Here is a 15,128-nt window from a genome sequence, read left to right as displayed (position 1 = left end):
GCGGCCGCGTACGACGCCTCCAGCGGCCGCACGGGGCCGTCGTCGCCGGTGTCAGAGTCGTCGGTGTCAGAGGGGCAGGACGACGCGCATGTCGAGGCCGCCGCCTTCGCGGGGTTCGGCGGTGATGGTGCCGTCGTGGGCGCGGACCACCGAGCGGACGATGGACAGCCCCAGGCCCACCCCCTTGTCGCTGCCGGTCCGCTCCGTACGCAACCGACGGAACGGCTCGAAGAGGTTCTCCACCTCATACGCCGGCACCACCGGCCCCGTATTGGACACCACCAACACCGCACACCCCGGCTGCGGCTCGGTGCTCACCTCCACCCAACCCCCCTCCGGGACGTTGTAACGCACCGCGTTCTGCACCAGATTCAACGCGATCCGCTCCAGCAACACCCCATTGCCCTGCACGAACACCTGCTGCCGCACCCCCCGCAACGCAACCCCCTTCGCCTGCGCCTCCTCCCGCGTCTGATCCACCGCCTGCGACGCCACCTCCGACAGATCCACCGGACGCCGATCCACGATCTTGTTCTCACTGCGCGCCAGCAGCAGCAACCCCTCCACCAACTGCTCACTGCGCTCATTGGTCGCCAGCAACGTCCGCCCCAGCTGCTGCACCTCCGGCGACGCCTGCGGATCGGCCAGCTGCACCTCCAACAACGTCCGATTGATCGCCAACGGCGTCCGCAACTCATGCGAAGCGTTCGAGACGAACCGCCGCTGCGACTCAAACGCCCGGTCCAACCGGTCCAACATCTCGTCGAAGGTGTCCGCCAACTCCTTCAGCTCATCATCCGGACCCCCCAACTCGATCCGCCGATGCAGATCCGAACCCGCCACCCGCTGCGCGGTCCGCGTGATCCGCCCCAACGGCGACAACACCCGCCCCGCCATCGCATAACCGAACGCGAACGCCACAATCGTCAAACCCAGCAACGCCAGCAACGAACGGTTGAGGAACTGGCTCAGCGCCAGCGAGCGCTGGTCCTGGACGCAGCTGCTGATCGCCGCGTTGACCTCGCCGACCGTGCCGGAGGTCGGCAGGATGGGGCAGTTGACGTTGCTGACCCGGAGGTTGGTGCCGAAGACCCGGAAGTCCGGGGTGCCTTCCTTGAGGGTCTCGGCCGCCAGGAAGTAGATGATCGCGAGCAGGACGACACCCGCCATCAGGAACATGCCGCCGTAGAGCAGCGTGAGCCGTATCCGGATGGTGGGCCGCAGCCACGGCGTGGGGCGGCGCGGATCGGGCGCCGGGACGCGGGGGGACTTCGCGAGGACGGGACGCGATGTCACGGTGGTGTGCGGGGAGTTCGCCACGGTGGTCAGCCCCGATGCCCCTGCGGCGTGGCTACGGGGGCGGGCGACGGGATGACGGGTGGGCGCACGGTGGTCCTCTGGTTCTTCCTCAGGTGTCCTGAGGCACACGAAAGTTGCCAAGACGCACCCATAGTGCTCAAAGGGCCGGTAAATCGGCAGTAAGCAAGGGGGAGTGTGGTGCCCATGAGGCGACGACTTCAGGCCAGGGCGGGGCCCGGCCGTCCCTTTCAATAAATGTCAGGCCAATGCGTTACCGTACGTGTTGTACTTGCCGTAAGCGGACATACGGACATACAGGGGTGGGGCATGCAGAAGGGGATCGCGCGGCGCACCGGTGTCTCGCTCGCGGCCGTCGCCGTACTGGCGGGCGTGACGAGCTGCCAGCAGGCTGCCGGGAAGGCCGACGGGCAGGGCGGCGGGCAGGGCCGCAGCGCCCAGCGCACTCCGGTGCAGGCGCTCAACGCCGCGTACCACAAGACCGCCGCGGCGAAGTCGGCCAAGGTCACGATGACCATGTCCATACCGGCGGGCCTCCCGGACGGCGGTGAGACGAAACTGTCCGGCGTCATGGGGTGGGACCCGTTGGTCATGGACGTGACCATGAGCGACAGTCCGCTCGGGGGCCGGTCGGACGGTGCCGAGAAGTCGCACATGGTGTGGCTGGACGACACCGTCTACGTCGACCTGGGCAAGCCCTCCGAGGCGTTCGGCGGCAAGCGCTGGGGCAAGTTCGATCTCCGGGGCGCCGCCGCCCGGACCGGCGACAACGCCCTCATGCGGCAGGTCACCGCGGGCCTGGACGACATGAACCAGGACCCGGCGCAGCAGCTCGCGATGCTGCTCGGCTCGCCGGACGTCAAGCACCTGGGGGCGGGCGAGGTCAACGGCGAACGCGCCGAGCACTACCGGGGCTCGCTGGCCGTGGAGGAGGGCCTCGGCTCGCTCAAGTCCGTCAAGCACCTCACCGACGAGCAACGGCAGAAGCTGGTCGCGAACATCAAGAAGGCCGGCATCAAGAGCTACGACTACGACGTGTGGGTCAACGGCCAGGACTACCCCGTGAAGATGGCCGTGGACGTCAAGACCCCGCAGGGCACCGTCAAGTCCACGGCGGACTACTCCGACTACGGGGCCAAGGCAGCCGTGCAGGCCCCGCCCGCCGCCGACACCGCCGATGTGATGGAGGTCCTGCGGGACCTGATGGCGCAGAAGGGCTGATGGCACAGGAGAGCTGACTGGCGGCGGAACCGGTTACGTCCCGGCTGCGGGGATGCCGGTGCCTGGTCACCTCCGGTTCATGAACGGCTGGTGGGCTGGGGTGCGTTGGACGAAACGTCCGCGTACATCCCGGATCCGCAAGGAGACGTTCCATGCACAGCCCCTCCCGCCGTCACCTCGTGGCCGCCACCGCCCTGGCCGCCGCCACGGCGGCCGCCGTGGCCGTGACCACCACGGCCGGCGCCTCCGACACCAGGCAGCAGGCCCGGCACGCCGTCAAGGGCGGCAAGGCGAAGAACGTCATCCTGCTGATCGGTGACGGTATGGGGGACTCCGAGATCACGCTCGCCCGCGACTACGTGGTCGGCGCCAACGGCCGTCTGAACATGGACGCCTTCCCGCTCACCGGCTCCTACACGACCTACGCGGTCCACGCCGACGGCACACCGGACTACGTGACCGACTCCGCCGCCAGCGGATCGGGCTGGGCGACCGGGGTGAAGACCGTGAACGGCCGGATATCCAAGACCCCGGACACCAACCGGGCCCTCCCCACCATCCTCGAACTGGCCCAGAAGAACGGCTACGCCACCGGCAGCGTCACCACCGCCGAACTCACCGACGCCACCCCCGCGGTCCTCGCCTCGCACGCCACCGACCGCTCCTGCCAGGGACCCGGCGACATGGCCAAGTGCCCCGCCGACACCCTCGCCAAGGGCGGTCCGGGCTCGATCGCCGAGCAGTCCGTCAACCACAGGGTGGACGTCCTCTTCGGCGGCGGCAGGCAGCGCTTCGACCAGAAGATCACTGAGGGGCCGTACCGCGGGCTGACCGTCACCGAGCAGGCCCGGAAGCTGGGCTACCAGGTCGTCACCGACGACGCCGGCATGAAGGGCGTCAAGGCGGGCAAGCCGGTGCTGGGCCTGTTCGCGCCGGGCAACGTACCGACCGAGTGGACCGGCAAGCCGGCAGCGGTCGGCGGCACCGCCCCGCAGCGCTGTGTGACCTCCAACTCCGGCCGTCCGTCGGCCACTCCGAGCCTGGCCGACTCGGCCGCCAAGGCGATCCAGCTGCTGGAGGCCAAGCAGAAGCACGCCAGGAAGGGCTTCTTCCTCCAGATCGAGGGCGCGTCGATCGACAAGCAGGACCACGCGGCCGACCCCTGCGGCCAGATCGGCGAGACGGCCGCCTTCGACCGTGCGGTGAAGGTCGCCCGCGACTACGCCGCCAAGCACCCCGACACGCTCGTGGTGACCACCGCCGACCACGGCCACACCAGTCAGATCGTGCCCCTGGAGGCCACCCCGCCCGGCCTGTCCTCCACGCTGGTCACCAACGAGGGCCAGCAGCTGAAGGTCAACTACTCGACCAACACCCCGGGCAGGTCGCAGGAGCACACCGGCACCCAGGTGCGGATCGCCGCCCAGGGCCCGCAGGCGTACCGGGTCCTCGGCGTGACCAACCAGACCGACCTGTTCACCACCCTCCGCGCGGCACTGGGCCTGAGGTGAGGGCAGTCGTCGCTCAGTCCGCCGTCCGGGCCGGTGGCACCCGCTCCAGCGCCTCCCAACTCACGTCCCGGGCCCGTACGGCGGCCTCCGCGCGGCCGCCGCCGCGCACGCCGAACAGCCGCTTGGCGAAGAGCAGATAGACCACCACCGCGAGGTTGATCAGCAGGGTGAGGACCTTGGTCACCGTCACCCGGGACAGCAACTCGTAGACCTCCGGGGCCAGCAGCACGGTGGTGGCGACGAATGTGAGGTACTCCGCCCACCGCCTGGCGAACCACAACCCGACCGCCTCGACGCCTTCCAGCAGCGCATAGCCGGCGATCACCAGTCCGATCAGCCACAACGTGGCGGAACGCACCGCGAACGCCTTGGCCACCTCGCCGAGCAGACCGCCCTGGGAGACGCCGCCGGCCCCGCCCACGCCGTTCTGCAACAGATCCATGAACCGGTAGAAAGGTGCCTGGAGGCTGGCGCGCTTGTCCGCGAAGACGAAGATGCCGGCGGCCAGCGTCCCGAGCACCACGAAGTGCAGCAGCCGGTCGAGCGCGATCAGCCGCAGCACATAGCGGTCGCGCAGCGGCTTGCCGCGCAGCGGGAGAGCGATCTCGTGCCGGTCCGGCGGGTACGGACGGACGGTCGGCGGCCGCCCTGTCACCGGTACCCAGGCATCGCACCGCAGGCAGCGGTGCCAGCGCAGTCCGTCCCGGTCCTCGCGGACCAGCAGACTGTCGGCGGGTCGCACCCGTTGCGCCCCCACGCCTTCGAGGTGGTGACCGTGCAGCGCGCAGCTCAGCAGCTCGTAGCGCAACCGCCGCTGGTCGCCGCCCGTCCCGGGCACCGGGGCCGGCGCGTTGCGGTCCTCCTCCGCCATGCGTTCCTCCGTCGTGACCGGGGGACTGGTTCTGCCGGTGCCCGCGGTGGGTACCGCGTGGCCCGCGCCAGGCCAGTTTCGGCCAAGGTGACCGGCGATCCCGGGAATGCCGCGGCGGCGGCGCGTACGGCCGCCTCGGCATCGCCTACGCTGGAATGATCGAACTGCGAACGGAGGATGACCACATGAAAGCTGAACTCGGCCGCATGATGTCCCGCATCGCTGGGTTCGTCCTGCACGGACGACGTCCCCGGCTGGATCACCCCGACGCCCACCGCGCCGCCCGGGCCGGCCGGCACGCGGGCCTCATCAACCACTACCGCCCTTCCGGTCCCACGGCCGGAAGCATGAATGGCAGCAACGGATTCTAGGAGACCGCCGGGCCAACGAGCCGACCGGGCAGCCAACCATCCAACCGACGCCTCGGCGAGCCGACGAGTCAACTGGGCGCCGTATGCGGGTAGTTGAGGCGTCGGCCAGCCGGTCTGCCTCGTCAGGTGCCCAGCGCCAGGCGGTATTCGACGGCGCGCCGGGTCGTCGGGGCGAAGCCGAGTGAGAGGAGGGCCGCCTCGAAGACGTTGTCCCCGGGCGCCACACAGATCTCCGCCGCCCGGATTCCGGGGGACTCCGTCGTCACCCGGCGCAACGCCAACGACACGAGCGCCGCCAGCGCGTCGGCCGACCCTTCCTCCTGCCGGTCGAGGACCAGCATCGCCCGGTCGTCGTCCACCTCCACATCGCACCAGGCATCACCCATGCCCACCCGGAACGGGGCGCCGCCGGCGGTCGGCGACTCGCGATCCCGGCCGCCGGGTGCGGCCGCCGGCCCCGCCGGCAACTCCCTTCGCCACCAGCGCTGGACCTCGTCCCCGGCGATCGCCCCCAGCCGCTCCAAGGCGGCAGCGGCGGCCAGGGGCATCTCGCCGGTCTCCTCGATCCAGCGCAGCGTACGGCCGCCGGCGTCCCGCGCGAGCGGTGCCGCCGCCTCCACCAACGGCACCCGGGCCTGGGCGGACCCCTCGACCACTCCCACGAACCGGAGATCGGGATCGTCCGCTCCCAAGTCCAGTACCGCGAGCGAGCCGACGACCGACCCGGCCTCCCGCGCCACCACGACCGCGCACGTCCGGTCGTCGGACCAGAACTCGCGAGCCGCGCCGGGTTCCCGGAAAACCTGTACAGAAACCGACATAGCGGCCCCTCAGTGGACCGTGATGGTCACCGGGCGGGAGACCGAGCGCGTCCTGGGGTGCTTGTCCTGGGGGGAGCGGCCCTCCAGGAGCACCGCGCGCAGCTGGATACGGCCGCGTGCCTTGGCGCGCAGGGTGGCGTTGACGGCGCCTCCGGCGTGGCGGGCGGGCTTGGAGCATGCGACGTTGCGCCAGGCGACGGCCGTCCAACGCTGCTGTACGCAGACCCTGTTGAATGTGGCGTTGTCGTCGCTCGCCCTGGCGGTGGCACGGACGAGTCCGCCCTGGCCGACCGAGCGGGGGCCGGCGGCGAAGGAGAGCGAGGACTTGGCCGAGGCCGGTGCGGTGGCGGCGCCCCATGAGGTGACCGCCAGGGCGCCGATGAGGGCGGAGTGAAGGGTGCGGCGGGGGTGACGGGTCATCCTTTTCTCCTCCATGGCTGTCCGACGGTGTGGGCATTCGATGCGGCGGGATGGCTGCCGCGCCGTGCGCCTACCCGGCTGATCACGTCACCTTACGTCTGCTTTACGCTGTCGATGACAGTTTTTGGGTATTTCTTGGACAAGTAGGTGGACTGAGTGAAGATGGCGCGTGTTTCGGCCGTGGTGGCTGCCGCTGCGATAGCACCGGCCGTTCTGTTCTCCTCGCCGGCGGCCGCCGCCGACCGCGGCGCATCGCCCGTCAACTCGGCCGGGCAGGAGGACACGGCCGGGCAGAGTGATGCGGCCGCCGAGCAGGACCGGATGACGATCCTGGGGATGCTCGCGGACAAGAACATCGGCAAGGGGCTGTACCGAGAGGCCCAGCGGGCGCTCGACGGCGGCCCGGCGGCCATGCGTCACTTCCTTGAGGTCGGCCAGTACGCGGCACGTGACGAGGACAACCGCTTCACGCTGTTCCGGATCCTCGAGAACAAGGACACGGGCCGGGTGGTCCGCGAAGCGGTGGAGGCGGCGCTCGGTGGCACGCCCGAGGACCGCGTGCGCTTCCTGGAATCCGGCTGGCGCTCCGCCCAGGAAACGGACGACCGGATCCGGGCCATGCAGATCTACAGCATCGGCGGGCCCCGGGTGCAGGCGGCCGCCTATAAGGCACTGCGGGGCACGGCGGAGGACGTCCGGCGCTTCCTGGAGGTCGGCCAGTACGAGGCCCGCGCCCAGGACGAGGCGGATGCGGAGGCCAAGCGGAAGGACGAGGCCGAACGCAAGGACGAAGCCAAGCGGAAGGCCGAGGAGGAAGCGGCCAGGAAGAAGCCGGTTCCGGATGCCCATGGCGGGCACACCGGGAGCGGCAAGGAAGCGAAGGCGGAGGACGGCGCCGAACCCGCGAAGTCGGGCCGCGGTGCCGGTGACGGCAGTGGCAGTGGCAGCGGCAGTGCGAGTGGCGCGCGGCCCGCGTCGGCCTCCTCGTCGAGTGCCGTGTCCGCGTCCGCGGGCGGTGACCGGCAACTGGCCGCCACCGGCGTCGGCCCGGCCACCCCGTGGGCGATCGGCGGTTCGGCCGTCGCCCTCACCGCCGGCGCCGGGCTGGTGGTCGCCGCCCGCCGCCGCACCTCGGACGGCCGCTGACGCACCGTCCGGGCCCTCGTCGTACTGCCGACCGTACGGCGAGGGCCCGCACTGTACGCGCCGCGTCGCCGGCGGGGTGCCGGCGCCGGGTCAGTCCGCCGGCGCGGTCAGACCTCGCGGCAGTGTCTCCGTATAGAGCATGCCCAGTCGCTGCGTCGCCCGCGTGAGCGCGACATACAGATCGCTCGTCCCGAACTCCGCCGGTTCGGCCACCAGCACCGTGTCGAACTCCAGCCCCTTGGCCTGGCGCGGGTCCAGTATCACCACCGGGTTGGTGAGGTCGGGGGCGGGACCGGCGGAGGCCGTCGGGAGGGCGGCCGCCAGGGCGGCACAGCGCCCGCGCGGGGCGATCACGGCGAGCCGGCCGTGATGGTCGCGTTCCGTTTCGCGGGCCACGGCTTGCGCGACGGCCGCGGGCAGGTCGTCGGCGCGCCGGGCCCACGGGTGGACGCCGGTCGAGCGGATCGACTTCGGCGGCACGAACGACGGGTCGAGAGCCCGGGGGATCTCCGCCGCGGCCGCCATGATCTCCGTCGGCGTACGGTAGTTGACGCCCAGCCGGACATGCTCCCAGCGGTCGCCGACGTGCGGCGCCAGGATGGCCTCCCAGGCACCGCAGCCGCCCGGTTCCGAGGTCTGCGCGGGATCGCCGACCAGGGTCATGGAACGCGTCGGGCAACGGCGCATCAGCAGCCGCCACAGCATCGGCGAGAGTTCCTGGGCCTCGTCGACGATGATGTGGCCGAAGGCCCAGGTGCGGTCCGCCGCGGCGCGTTCGGCGGCGGTGCGGTGGTCGGCCTCCTCCTGGCGTTCGGCGAGCCGGTCGGCGTCGATCAGGTCGTGCGCGGCCAGCACCTCGGAGTCCTCGTCGTCCCGGTCCTCGAACTCCTGGGTGCGCGAACCGTAGGAGAGGTCCAGCACGCCCTGCGCGTACGCGACGAGTTCCTGGCGTTCGGCCTCGGCGGCGGCCCGCGCGGCCGAGTCGTCCTCGCCGAGGAGCTCGGCGGCCTCGTCCAGCAGAGCGACGTCCGCCGGGGTCCAGGCACCGCCGGAGCGGCGGATCGCGGCCGCGTCGGCGTCGGGCAGATGGACCGGCTCGGCGAGGAAGTCGGCGACCAGCTGATGCGGCGTGAGGGACGGCCACAGCTCCTCGATGGCACCATGCACCGCACCGCTCGTGGCGATGGCCTTGCCCAACTGGGCGATGTCGTCCGGGCCGAGGAGGTTGGGACCGCCGTAGGGGTCGGCGCCGATCCGCTCGGTGAGTTGTGCGGTGAGCGCGTCGATCACGTGGAAGGCGAAGTGCGGGCGCGCGAGGTTGTGCGGCAGCAGGGTGGCCCGGGCCTGTCGGCGGGCCTCCTCCGCGATCGTGGCGTCCAGGTGCAGTTCGCCGTCCTCGTGGTCGATGACGAGGACCGGGTCGGGGAGGGTCTGCCGGTCGGCCACGAACCGCGCGAGGGCGTCCGCCATCGCCGCGTCGCCCTTGACCTCGGCCGCGCGGGGCGTGTCGGTGCCGGTCGCGGTCACGCCGGGGAACAGCTCGCCGGGCGTCGCCAGCAGCACACCGGTCTCGCCGAGCGAGGGCAGCACCTGCCCGATGTAGCCGAGGAACGCCGGGTTGGGGCCGACGATCAGCACCGCGCGCCGGGCCAGCTGCGCGCGGTGCGCGTACAGCAGATACGCGGCCCGGTGCAGCGCCACGACGGTCTTGCCGGTGCCCGGGCCGCCCTCCACGACGAGGACGCCGTCGTGCGGGGCGCGGATGATGCGGTCCTGGTCGGCCTGGATGGTCTGCACGATGTCGTGCATGCGGCCGGTGCGGGCCGCGTCCAGCGACGCCAGCAGAACGGCGTCCGCGTCGGTGCCTTCGTGGCCGGTGCGCTCGGAGTCGGCGAGGTCGAGGATCTCGTCGTGCAGCGCGGTCACCCGGCGGCCCTTGGTGGTCAGGTGGCGCCGGCGCCGCAGTCCCATGGGGGTGTGCCCGGTGGCGAGGTAGAAGGGGCGGGCGACGTCGGCCCGCCAGTCGATGACCAGCGGAGTGCGGTCGGCGTCGTCGCGCCGGATGCCGATCCGGCCGATGTGGTGGTCGCGGCCGTCCCGGAAGGCCAGTCGGCCGAAGCACAGTCCGTGCTCCCCGGCCTCGAAGCCGGCCAGCAGTTCGGCCTGTTCGGCGACGAGCACATCACGTTCCAGGCGTGCCTGGAACGTGCCCCCGGTCTGCGGGAGGGCTTCGTCCATGGCCGTCCGCGCCCCGGATCGCAGGGTGTCGAGGCGTTCGTGGAGCAGGTCCACGAATTCCTGCTCCTTACGCAATTCCTCGTTTGACAATTCAACTCCGCTCGAATATGCTGTGCAGCAGTGAGAGTTTGGGTTGCACTTTTGAATGGCGCCTTTGAGTCGCTTTCTCGTCACATGCAAACGCTCAATATACGCGGAGAAATCCCCCGGTTGTCAAACCTCGATCGCATCGCAATGCGACGGGGTTTTTCTTTTCCCTGATTCCCGGCTCCCCGACGTTGTGCGGTGTGCTCGGGCCGCGGGTCAGCGGCCCGGTGTCTCCGCGGCCGGGCGGCCGACCGGCCGGTCCCCGTCGGGCCGGGACCACCACAGCGCCTCGCCGCGGGTCAGCCCCGGCAGCCGCTGCTCGGCGGCGCGCACCCGGCTGGCCGGGATCACGCCCTTGACCAGCCACGATGTCGTACCGCCCGCGGTCTCCACGAGGTCCGCGCCAAGCGCGGCGAGGCACGAGGTGACGGCCGGCAGGGTGTCCAGGGGGATGTCCACGTCGAAGGTGTGGCAGGGCTCGTAGAGCTGTGTCCCGGCGTCGTCCAGGGCACGCCGGAGCACCAGCGGAGTCAGGCCCCGGAAGTCGCCCGCCGTGCTGAGCGGGCCGACGAAGCCCGAGCGGGTCAGGGTGACGGTGCAGTCGGTGACGGCCCAGCCGCGCGGGCCGCTGCGGAGCGCGGAATGCACCGTTTCCTCGATGGCGGTGTGGAAGGCGTGGGGGAGGGCGCCCAGCTCGGTCTCGTACCGGAAGGCGACGCCGGAACCGCGCTGCCCGGGTGCGACGCGCAGTCCGACCGTGGCCCAGAAGCCGCTCGGGCCGGGGACCCGCCGCCCGATCTCCTCGGACGCCTCGCCGACGCCCACCGGCCGTTCCAGAAAGACGGTCCTGGTCGGCTCGAAGACGGCCTCGATCCCGAAGTCGTGGGCGAGGGTCGCCGTCAGGATCTCCTTCTGGATCTCGCCGTAGAGCAGGACCGTCGTGGCGCCGTCCGGGCTGGCGTCGGCGTGGATGAGGGGGTCCTGTTCGCAGAGGCGCTGGAGGGCCGCGTGCAGCCGGGACGCCGCGCCGGGCGCCGCGTCCCGGGGGCGGACCAGCGTCCGGAGGGTGGGCGCGGGGAAGCGTGGTGGGCGGGGGCCGTCGTCCCGGCCCGCGGGATCGGTGAGCCGGTCGCCGACCCGCACCTCCGCCAGACCGCCGAGCTTCGCGATGTTGCCCGGCGTCAACTGCCGCGCGCCGTCGCCGCCGTGGCGCCGCCCGACGACGTGGAGGGCGGTGATCTGGCCGTGGTGCGTCAGGCGAGCGCCGTCCGGGCCGGTGCGGTGCAGGGCCACCCGCTGGCGCGCGGCCAGCGTGCCGGTGAACAGGCGCAGATAGGCGGTCTTCTTGCCGGACGGTTCGCGCTCGACGGCGAAGACCGTGCCGCGCGGCGGCGCCGCACCGTCCGGAGCCGCGGCGCCGCCGGAGGGCGCCGGCCGGAGCAGGCCGGTGATCCCGTCGATGAGCGCACCGATGCCCGCTCCGCTGCGCGCCGAGCCGAAGTGGACGGGATGGGTGGCGCCGCTCCGCGTGTGCTCGACGAGTGCGGCGCGCAGCTCGTCGGCCGACGGATACGGGCCGTCCACGACGCGGGCCAGCAGCGCCTCGTCGATCTCGGCCAGGGCCTCGGCGACCCGGGTGCGGAACTCCGGGTCGTCGTCGAGCGCCGGCGAGAGCGCACGGGCGGACGGCGTGCCGAGGTCGCGCACCGGCGTCATCGGGACCAGGTGCGGGGCCAGCTTGCGCCGGATGTCGGCGAGCAGAGCGTCGTCGCGGGCGCCCACCCGGTCGATCTTGTTGACGAAGAGCAGCACCGGCAGCCGCATGTCCCGCAGCGTCCGCATCAGGACACGGGTGTGCGCCTGGACCCCCTCGACGGCGGAGAGCACCAGCACGGCGCCGTCCAGCACGCCGAGAACGCGTTCCACCTCGGCGACGAAGTCCGAGTGCCCGGGGGTGTCGATCAGATTGACCTGCGTGGCGCCGGCCGTGAAGGAGGCCACCGCCGAGCGCACGGTGATGCCGCGCTGCCGCTCGATGAGGCCCGTGTCGGTCTGGGTGTCGCCGGCGTCGACGCTGCCGAGCCGGTCGATGGCGCCGGTGTCGAACAGCAGGCGCTCGGTCAGGCTGGTCTTACCCGCGTCGACGTGGGCCAGGATGCCGATGTTCAGAGTGTGCTGGATGTGCTGGATATGCATGGGTGCCGAAGTCCTCGAAAGTCACCGTCCGGTAGGGGCGCTGGGGGTTTTCGAGGAATCGGCGCATGGTGGTGCTCCCGCTCTGTCGCTCTGTGGACGATCGGCCGGCGCACAGCCTGGCGGCCGTATGGCGGCATCGGCAACTGATTTTCCCGGTCCGCTTTGCCCGGTGCGCGCACGGGGGCCGGTCGGCGTCGTGCTCTTCCGGCCCCTGCGGTGGCGGTCTGCGCCCGGTCGGACGCGCGGTCAGCGCACGCGATGGCGGCCCAGGGTGAGGCGGTAGAGGAGCAGGACGATCAGGGAGCCGACGATGGCGGCGATCCACGTCGACAGATGGAAGAAGCCGTTGATCGAGCGGACCCCGAAGATCACCTTCCCCAGCCAGCCGCCCAGCAGACCGCCCGCGATGCCGATCAGCATGGTGATCAGGCAGCCGCCGGGGTCCTTGCCGGGCATCAGGGCCTTGGCGATGGCGCCGGCGATCAGGCCGATCAGAGCCCAGGCGAGAATTCCCATGTCCGCAGCCTCTCCGCAACGATTCGTCAGTGCGTGATGTTCGTCAATGCGTAAAGACTGGTTCCCGTCGCGAGGGCTTTCACGCCGGCGTGCGGCAAACGCGTGACGGAACGATCGGAACGCGGGGCGGGTGGCGCTATGTGCACGGCCCGGGTACGTCCGTCAACCTCGATTGATTGCCCGACCTGCTCAACCTAGCCTTCTGATCATGACTCAGGGCTCGGACGTCGAGGACTTGGCCGGCGCGCTCTACGCAAGCATCGGTCTGCTGGCCAGGCGCCTGCGCCAGTTCCAGGCACCGGGCGATCTCTCGTTGCCCGAGCGTGCCGCGTTGGCGCGGCTGGACCGGGGCGGCCCGGCCACGGCGGCCGAGCTGGCCCGTGCCGAGCAGATCACGTCCCAGGCAATGGGCACCACCCTGGGTGTGTTGGAGGAGCGCGGCTTCGTCGAGCGCCGGCGCGATCCGCATGACGGCCGGCGGATCATCATGTCGCTGACCGAGGCCGGCGTCGAGGTGCTGCGGCACAAGCGGGACGCCCGGGCCAGGCAGCTGGCGCAGGTTCTGGGAGAGCGGTTCACGGGCGCCGAGCTGGCGACGTTGAAGGCGGCCGCCCCGCTGATCGAGCGACTGGGCGACAGCCTCTGACGCCACCGCCCTGCCGGCTCCCCGGACCGGCCCTGGCCTGGGCCCGGGCCGGACCTTTCGCGCACGCCGTCGCGGTCCCGCCCGGGTTCAGTCCCGCTCGCCCGCAGGCCGAGCGGACCGCTCGTACGTGCCCACCAGGCGTGCCAGTTGGCGGCCGACCGTGCGCAGGGGCTCCTCGCTGCGGGTGACCTGGGCGGTGACCTCGGCGCCTTCCAGGGCGCCGATGATGGTGGTGGCCAGTTCCCCGGCGTCCTGCGCGTGCAGTCCGCTGCGCAGCAGCTTGTCGCGGACGAGCTGTTCCCAGTCGCGCAGGGCCGTCGCGCACGCGTGTTGGATCGGTGAGTCGGTACCGAGCGTTTCCAGGGCCGCCGCGGTGACCGGGCATCCTTCGATCCAGCCCGACTCCCGTAGTTCCTCGGCGAGTTGACCGGCGCAGGCGTTCACCGCCGCCGCCGGATCGGGCTCCGCGTCCAGCGCCCTCTTCAGCAGCGCGGCGAATTCCCGGCTGCTGTGCTCGATCGCGGCGACCGCGACGGTCTCCTTGCCGCCGGGGAAGAAGTGGTAGACGGAGCCCAGGGTGGCCTGCGCCTCCTGGGCGATCTGCTTGATGCCGGTGCCGACATAGCCCTGCCGTTGGAGAAGGCGGGCTGCGGTGATGACGATCCGGTCCCGGGTGCTGGTCTGCATGGTGCCACCGTACCGGTCGTTGAGTAGAGCGCTCGTTCTAGTGGTGTGGTACGTTCTCGGCGTGCGCTGAATAGAGCGTTCGTTTTAGCGATTCGTTTTAGTGAGGGGCGGAAGGATTTCCCATGAGCATCAACATGAGCACCGGCACCGGCGTGCACAACGCGACGGGCGCGGCCGTCGACCATCGGTCGGTCACCGTCATCGGGCTCGGGCCGATGGGCCAGGCGATGGCCGACGCCTATCTGGACCAGGGCTACGAGGTCACCGTCTGGAACCGCACGGCCGCCCGCGCCGACGCCCTGGTGGCCCGCGGCGCGACCCTGGCACCGGGTGTGGCCGACGCCCTCGCCGCCAACGAGCTGGTGATCCTCAGCCTCACGGACTACGAGGCGATGTACGCCGTACTGGAACCGGCCGCCGCCGCGTTGGCGGGCCGGGTGCTGGTCAACCTCAGCTCGGACACCCCCGAGAAGGCCCGGGCCGCCGCCCGCTGGGCCGCCGGCCACGGAGCCGTCCAGCTCACCGGCGGCGTCACCGTCCCGCCGTCCGGGATCGGCCGCCCGGAGTCCGCCACCTTCTACAGCGGACCGCGCGCGGTGTTCGACGCCCACCGCCCCGTGCTCGAAGTGGTGACCGGCCGGACCGACTACCGGGGCGAGGACCCCGGACTCGCGGCGCTGTACTACCAGATCGGCATGGTGATGTTCTGGACCTCCATGCTCGGCTACTGGCAGGCCCTCGCCCTCGCCGACGCCAACGGCCTCCGCGCGTCCGAGATCCTCCAGCACGCCACCGAGACCGCGCAGTCCCTGCCGGGCTTCTTCGCCTTCTACGCCGAGCGCATCGACGCGGGCCGGCACCAGGGCGACGTGGACCGCCTGGCCATGGGCCTGGCCAGCGTCGAACACGTCCTGCACACCAACGCCGACGCGGGCGTCGACACCGCACTGCCCACCGCCGTCGTCGAACTCTTCCGGCGCGGCGTCCAGGCCGGACACGGCGCGGACAGCTTCTCCAGCCTGCTGGAACTGATGAAGAAGGGCGGTGAGGGCTGACCGGCACCCGCCGCCCGGGCCCGGG

The 15,128-nt window shown here is 71.4% G+C and carries 14 protein-coding genes; 6 read left to right on the top strand and 8 right to left on the bottom strand.

The window, feature by feature from the left end:
* Window positions 1-66: 66 nt before the first annotated feature.
* Entirely contained in the window at window positions 67-1,296 is a 1,230-nt protein-coding gene (locus tag ACRAS8_RS02020) for a sensor histidine kinase (protein WP_438490320.1), read from the bottom strand.
* A gap of 330 nt (window positions 1,297-1,626) precedes the next feature.
* On the opposite strand from ACRAS8_RS02020, the gene ACRAS8_RS02015 reads away from it, so the two are divergent.
* Together ACRAS8_RS02015 and ACRAS8_RS02010 are read left to right on the top strand one after the other, a co-directional pair.
* The gene (locus tag ACRAS8_RS02015; RefSeq protein ID WP_438483999.1) at window positions 1,627-2,538 is read left to right on the top strand and encodes a hypothetical protein; all 912 of its coding nucleotides are present in this window, start codon (window positions 1,627-1,629) and stop codon (window positions 2,536-2,538) included.
* 152 nt (window positions 2,539-2,690) lie between these two features.
* Window positions 2,691-4,049 (top strand): alkaline phosphatase, encoded by a 1,359-nt coding sequence (locus ACRAS8_RS02010; protein ID WP_438483998.1) that lies wholly within the window; start codon window positions 2,691-2,693, stop codon window positions 4,047-4,049.
* A gap of 13 nt (window positions 4,050-4,062) precedes the next feature.
* Here the strand turns inward: ACRAS8_RS02010 and ACRAS8_RS02005 are convergent, their stop codons facing one another.
* Window positions 4,063-4,920 carry a DUF2127 domain-containing protein gene (locus ACRAS8_RS02005; RefSeq protein ID WP_438483997.1) on the bottom strand — a complete coding sequence of 286 codons (858 nt, stop codon included), beginning with the start codon at window positions 4,918-4,920 and terminating at the stop codon, window positions 4,063-4,065.
* Between the two features lie 185 nt (window positions 4,921-5,105).
* Between ACRAS8_RS02005 and ACRAS8_RS02000 the strand changes: the two genes are divergently transcribed.
* Window positions 5,106-5,291, top strand: a complete 186-nt coding sequence (locus ACRAS8_RS02000; RefSeq protein WP_438483996.1) for a hypothetical protein — start codon at window positions 5,106-5,108, stop codon at window positions 5,289-5,291.
* A 122-nt stretch (window positions 5,292-5,413) separates the two neighbouring features.
* On the opposite strand, the gene ACRAS8_RS01995 is transcribed toward ACRAS8_RS02000, so the two are convergent.
* Together ACRAS8_RS01995 and ACRAS8_RS01990 are read right to left on the bottom strand one after the other, a co-directional pair.
* Window positions 5,414-6,112, bottom strand: a complete 699-nt coding sequence (locus ACRAS8_RS01995; protein ID WP_438483995.1) for a hypothetical protein — start codon at window positions 6,110-6,112, stop codon at window positions 5,414-5,416.
* Window positions 6,113-6,121: 9 nt separating this feature from the next.
* Complete coding sequence (locus tag ACRAS8_RS01990) at window positions 6,122-6,532, bottom strand: hypothetical protein (protein WP_438483994.1); 411 nt, start codon at window positions 6,530-6,532, stop codon at window positions 6,122-6,124.
* 162 nt (window positions 6,533-6,694) lie between these two features.
* On the opposite strand from ACRAS8_RS01990, the gene ACRAS8_RS01985 reads away from it, so the two are divergent.
* Complete coding sequence (locus ACRAS8_RS01985; RefSeq protein WP_438483993.1) at window positions 6,695-7,678, top strand: LAETG motif-containing sortase-dependent surface protein; 984 nt, start codon at window positions 6,695-6,697, stop codon at window positions 7,676-7,678.
* Window positions 7,679-7,768: 90 nt separating this feature from the next.
* Here ACRAS8_RS01985 and ACRAS8_RS01980 read toward each other — a convergent pair whose 3' ends face one another.
* The 3 genes from ACRAS8_RS01980 to ACRAS8_RS01970 all read right to left on the bottom strand — a co-directional run bounded on the left by ACRAS8_RS01980 (window position 7,769) and on the right by ACRAS8_RS01970 (window position 12,715).
* Window positions 7,769-9,991, bottom strand: coding sequence for a HelD family protein (locus ACRAS8_RS01980; RefSeq protein ID WP_438490319.1), 2,223 nt, complete (start codon window positions 9,989-9,991; stop codon window positions 7,769-7,771).
* 228 nt (window positions 9,992-10,219) lie between these two features.
* Complete coding sequence (locus ACRAS8_RS01975; protein WP_438483992.1) at window positions 10,220-12,199, bottom strand: GTP-binding protein; 1,980 nt, start codon at window positions 12,197-12,199, stop codon at window positions 10,220-10,222.
* A 246-nt stretch (window positions 12,200-12,445) separates the two neighbouring features.
* On the bottom strand, window positions 12,446-12,715 hold the full coding sequence (locus ACRAS8_RS01970; protein WP_438483991.1) for a GlsB/YeaQ/YmgE family stress response membrane protein: 270 nt from the start codon (window positions 12,713-12,715) through the stop codon (window positions 12,446-12,448).
* A 208-nt stretch (window positions 12,716-12,923) separates the two neighbouring features.
* On the opposite strand from ACRAS8_RS01970, the gene ACRAS8_RS01965 reads away from it, so the two are divergent.
* Complete coding sequence (locus ACRAS8_RS01965) at window positions 12,924-13,361, top strand: MarR family winged helix-turn-helix transcriptional regulator (RefSeq protein WP_438483990.1); 438 nt, start codon at window positions 12,924-12,926, stop codon at window positions 13,359-13,361.
* Between the two features lie 87 nt (window positions 13,362-13,448).
* Here the strand turns inward: ACRAS8_RS01965 and ACRAS8_RS01960 are convergent, their stop codons facing one another.
* On the bottom strand, window positions 13,449-14,048 hold the full coding sequence (locus ACRAS8_RS01960; protein WP_438483989.1) for a TetR/AcrR family transcriptional regulator: 600 nt from the start codon (window positions 14,046-14,048) through the stop codon (window positions 13,449-13,451).
* Between the two features lie 134 nt (window positions 14,049-14,182).
* On the opposite strand from ACRAS8_RS01960, the gene ACRAS8_RS01955 reads away from it, so the two are divergent.
* A complete protein-coding gene (locus tag ACRAS8_RS01955; protein WP_438490318.1) occupies window positions 14,183-15,103 on the top strand; it encodes an NAD(P)-dependent oxidoreductase in 921 nt (306 codons plus the stop codon).
* Window positions 15,104-15,128: the final 25 nt, after the last annotated feature.

The organism is Streptomyces sp. S186 (genome assembly GCF_051603415.1).
In the GTDB taxonomy this organism is placed as follows: Bacteria; Actinomycetota; Actinomycetes; order Streptomycetales; family Streptomycetaceae; genus Streptomyces.
This window is presented reverse-complemented; position numbering and strand designations above follow the sequence as displayed.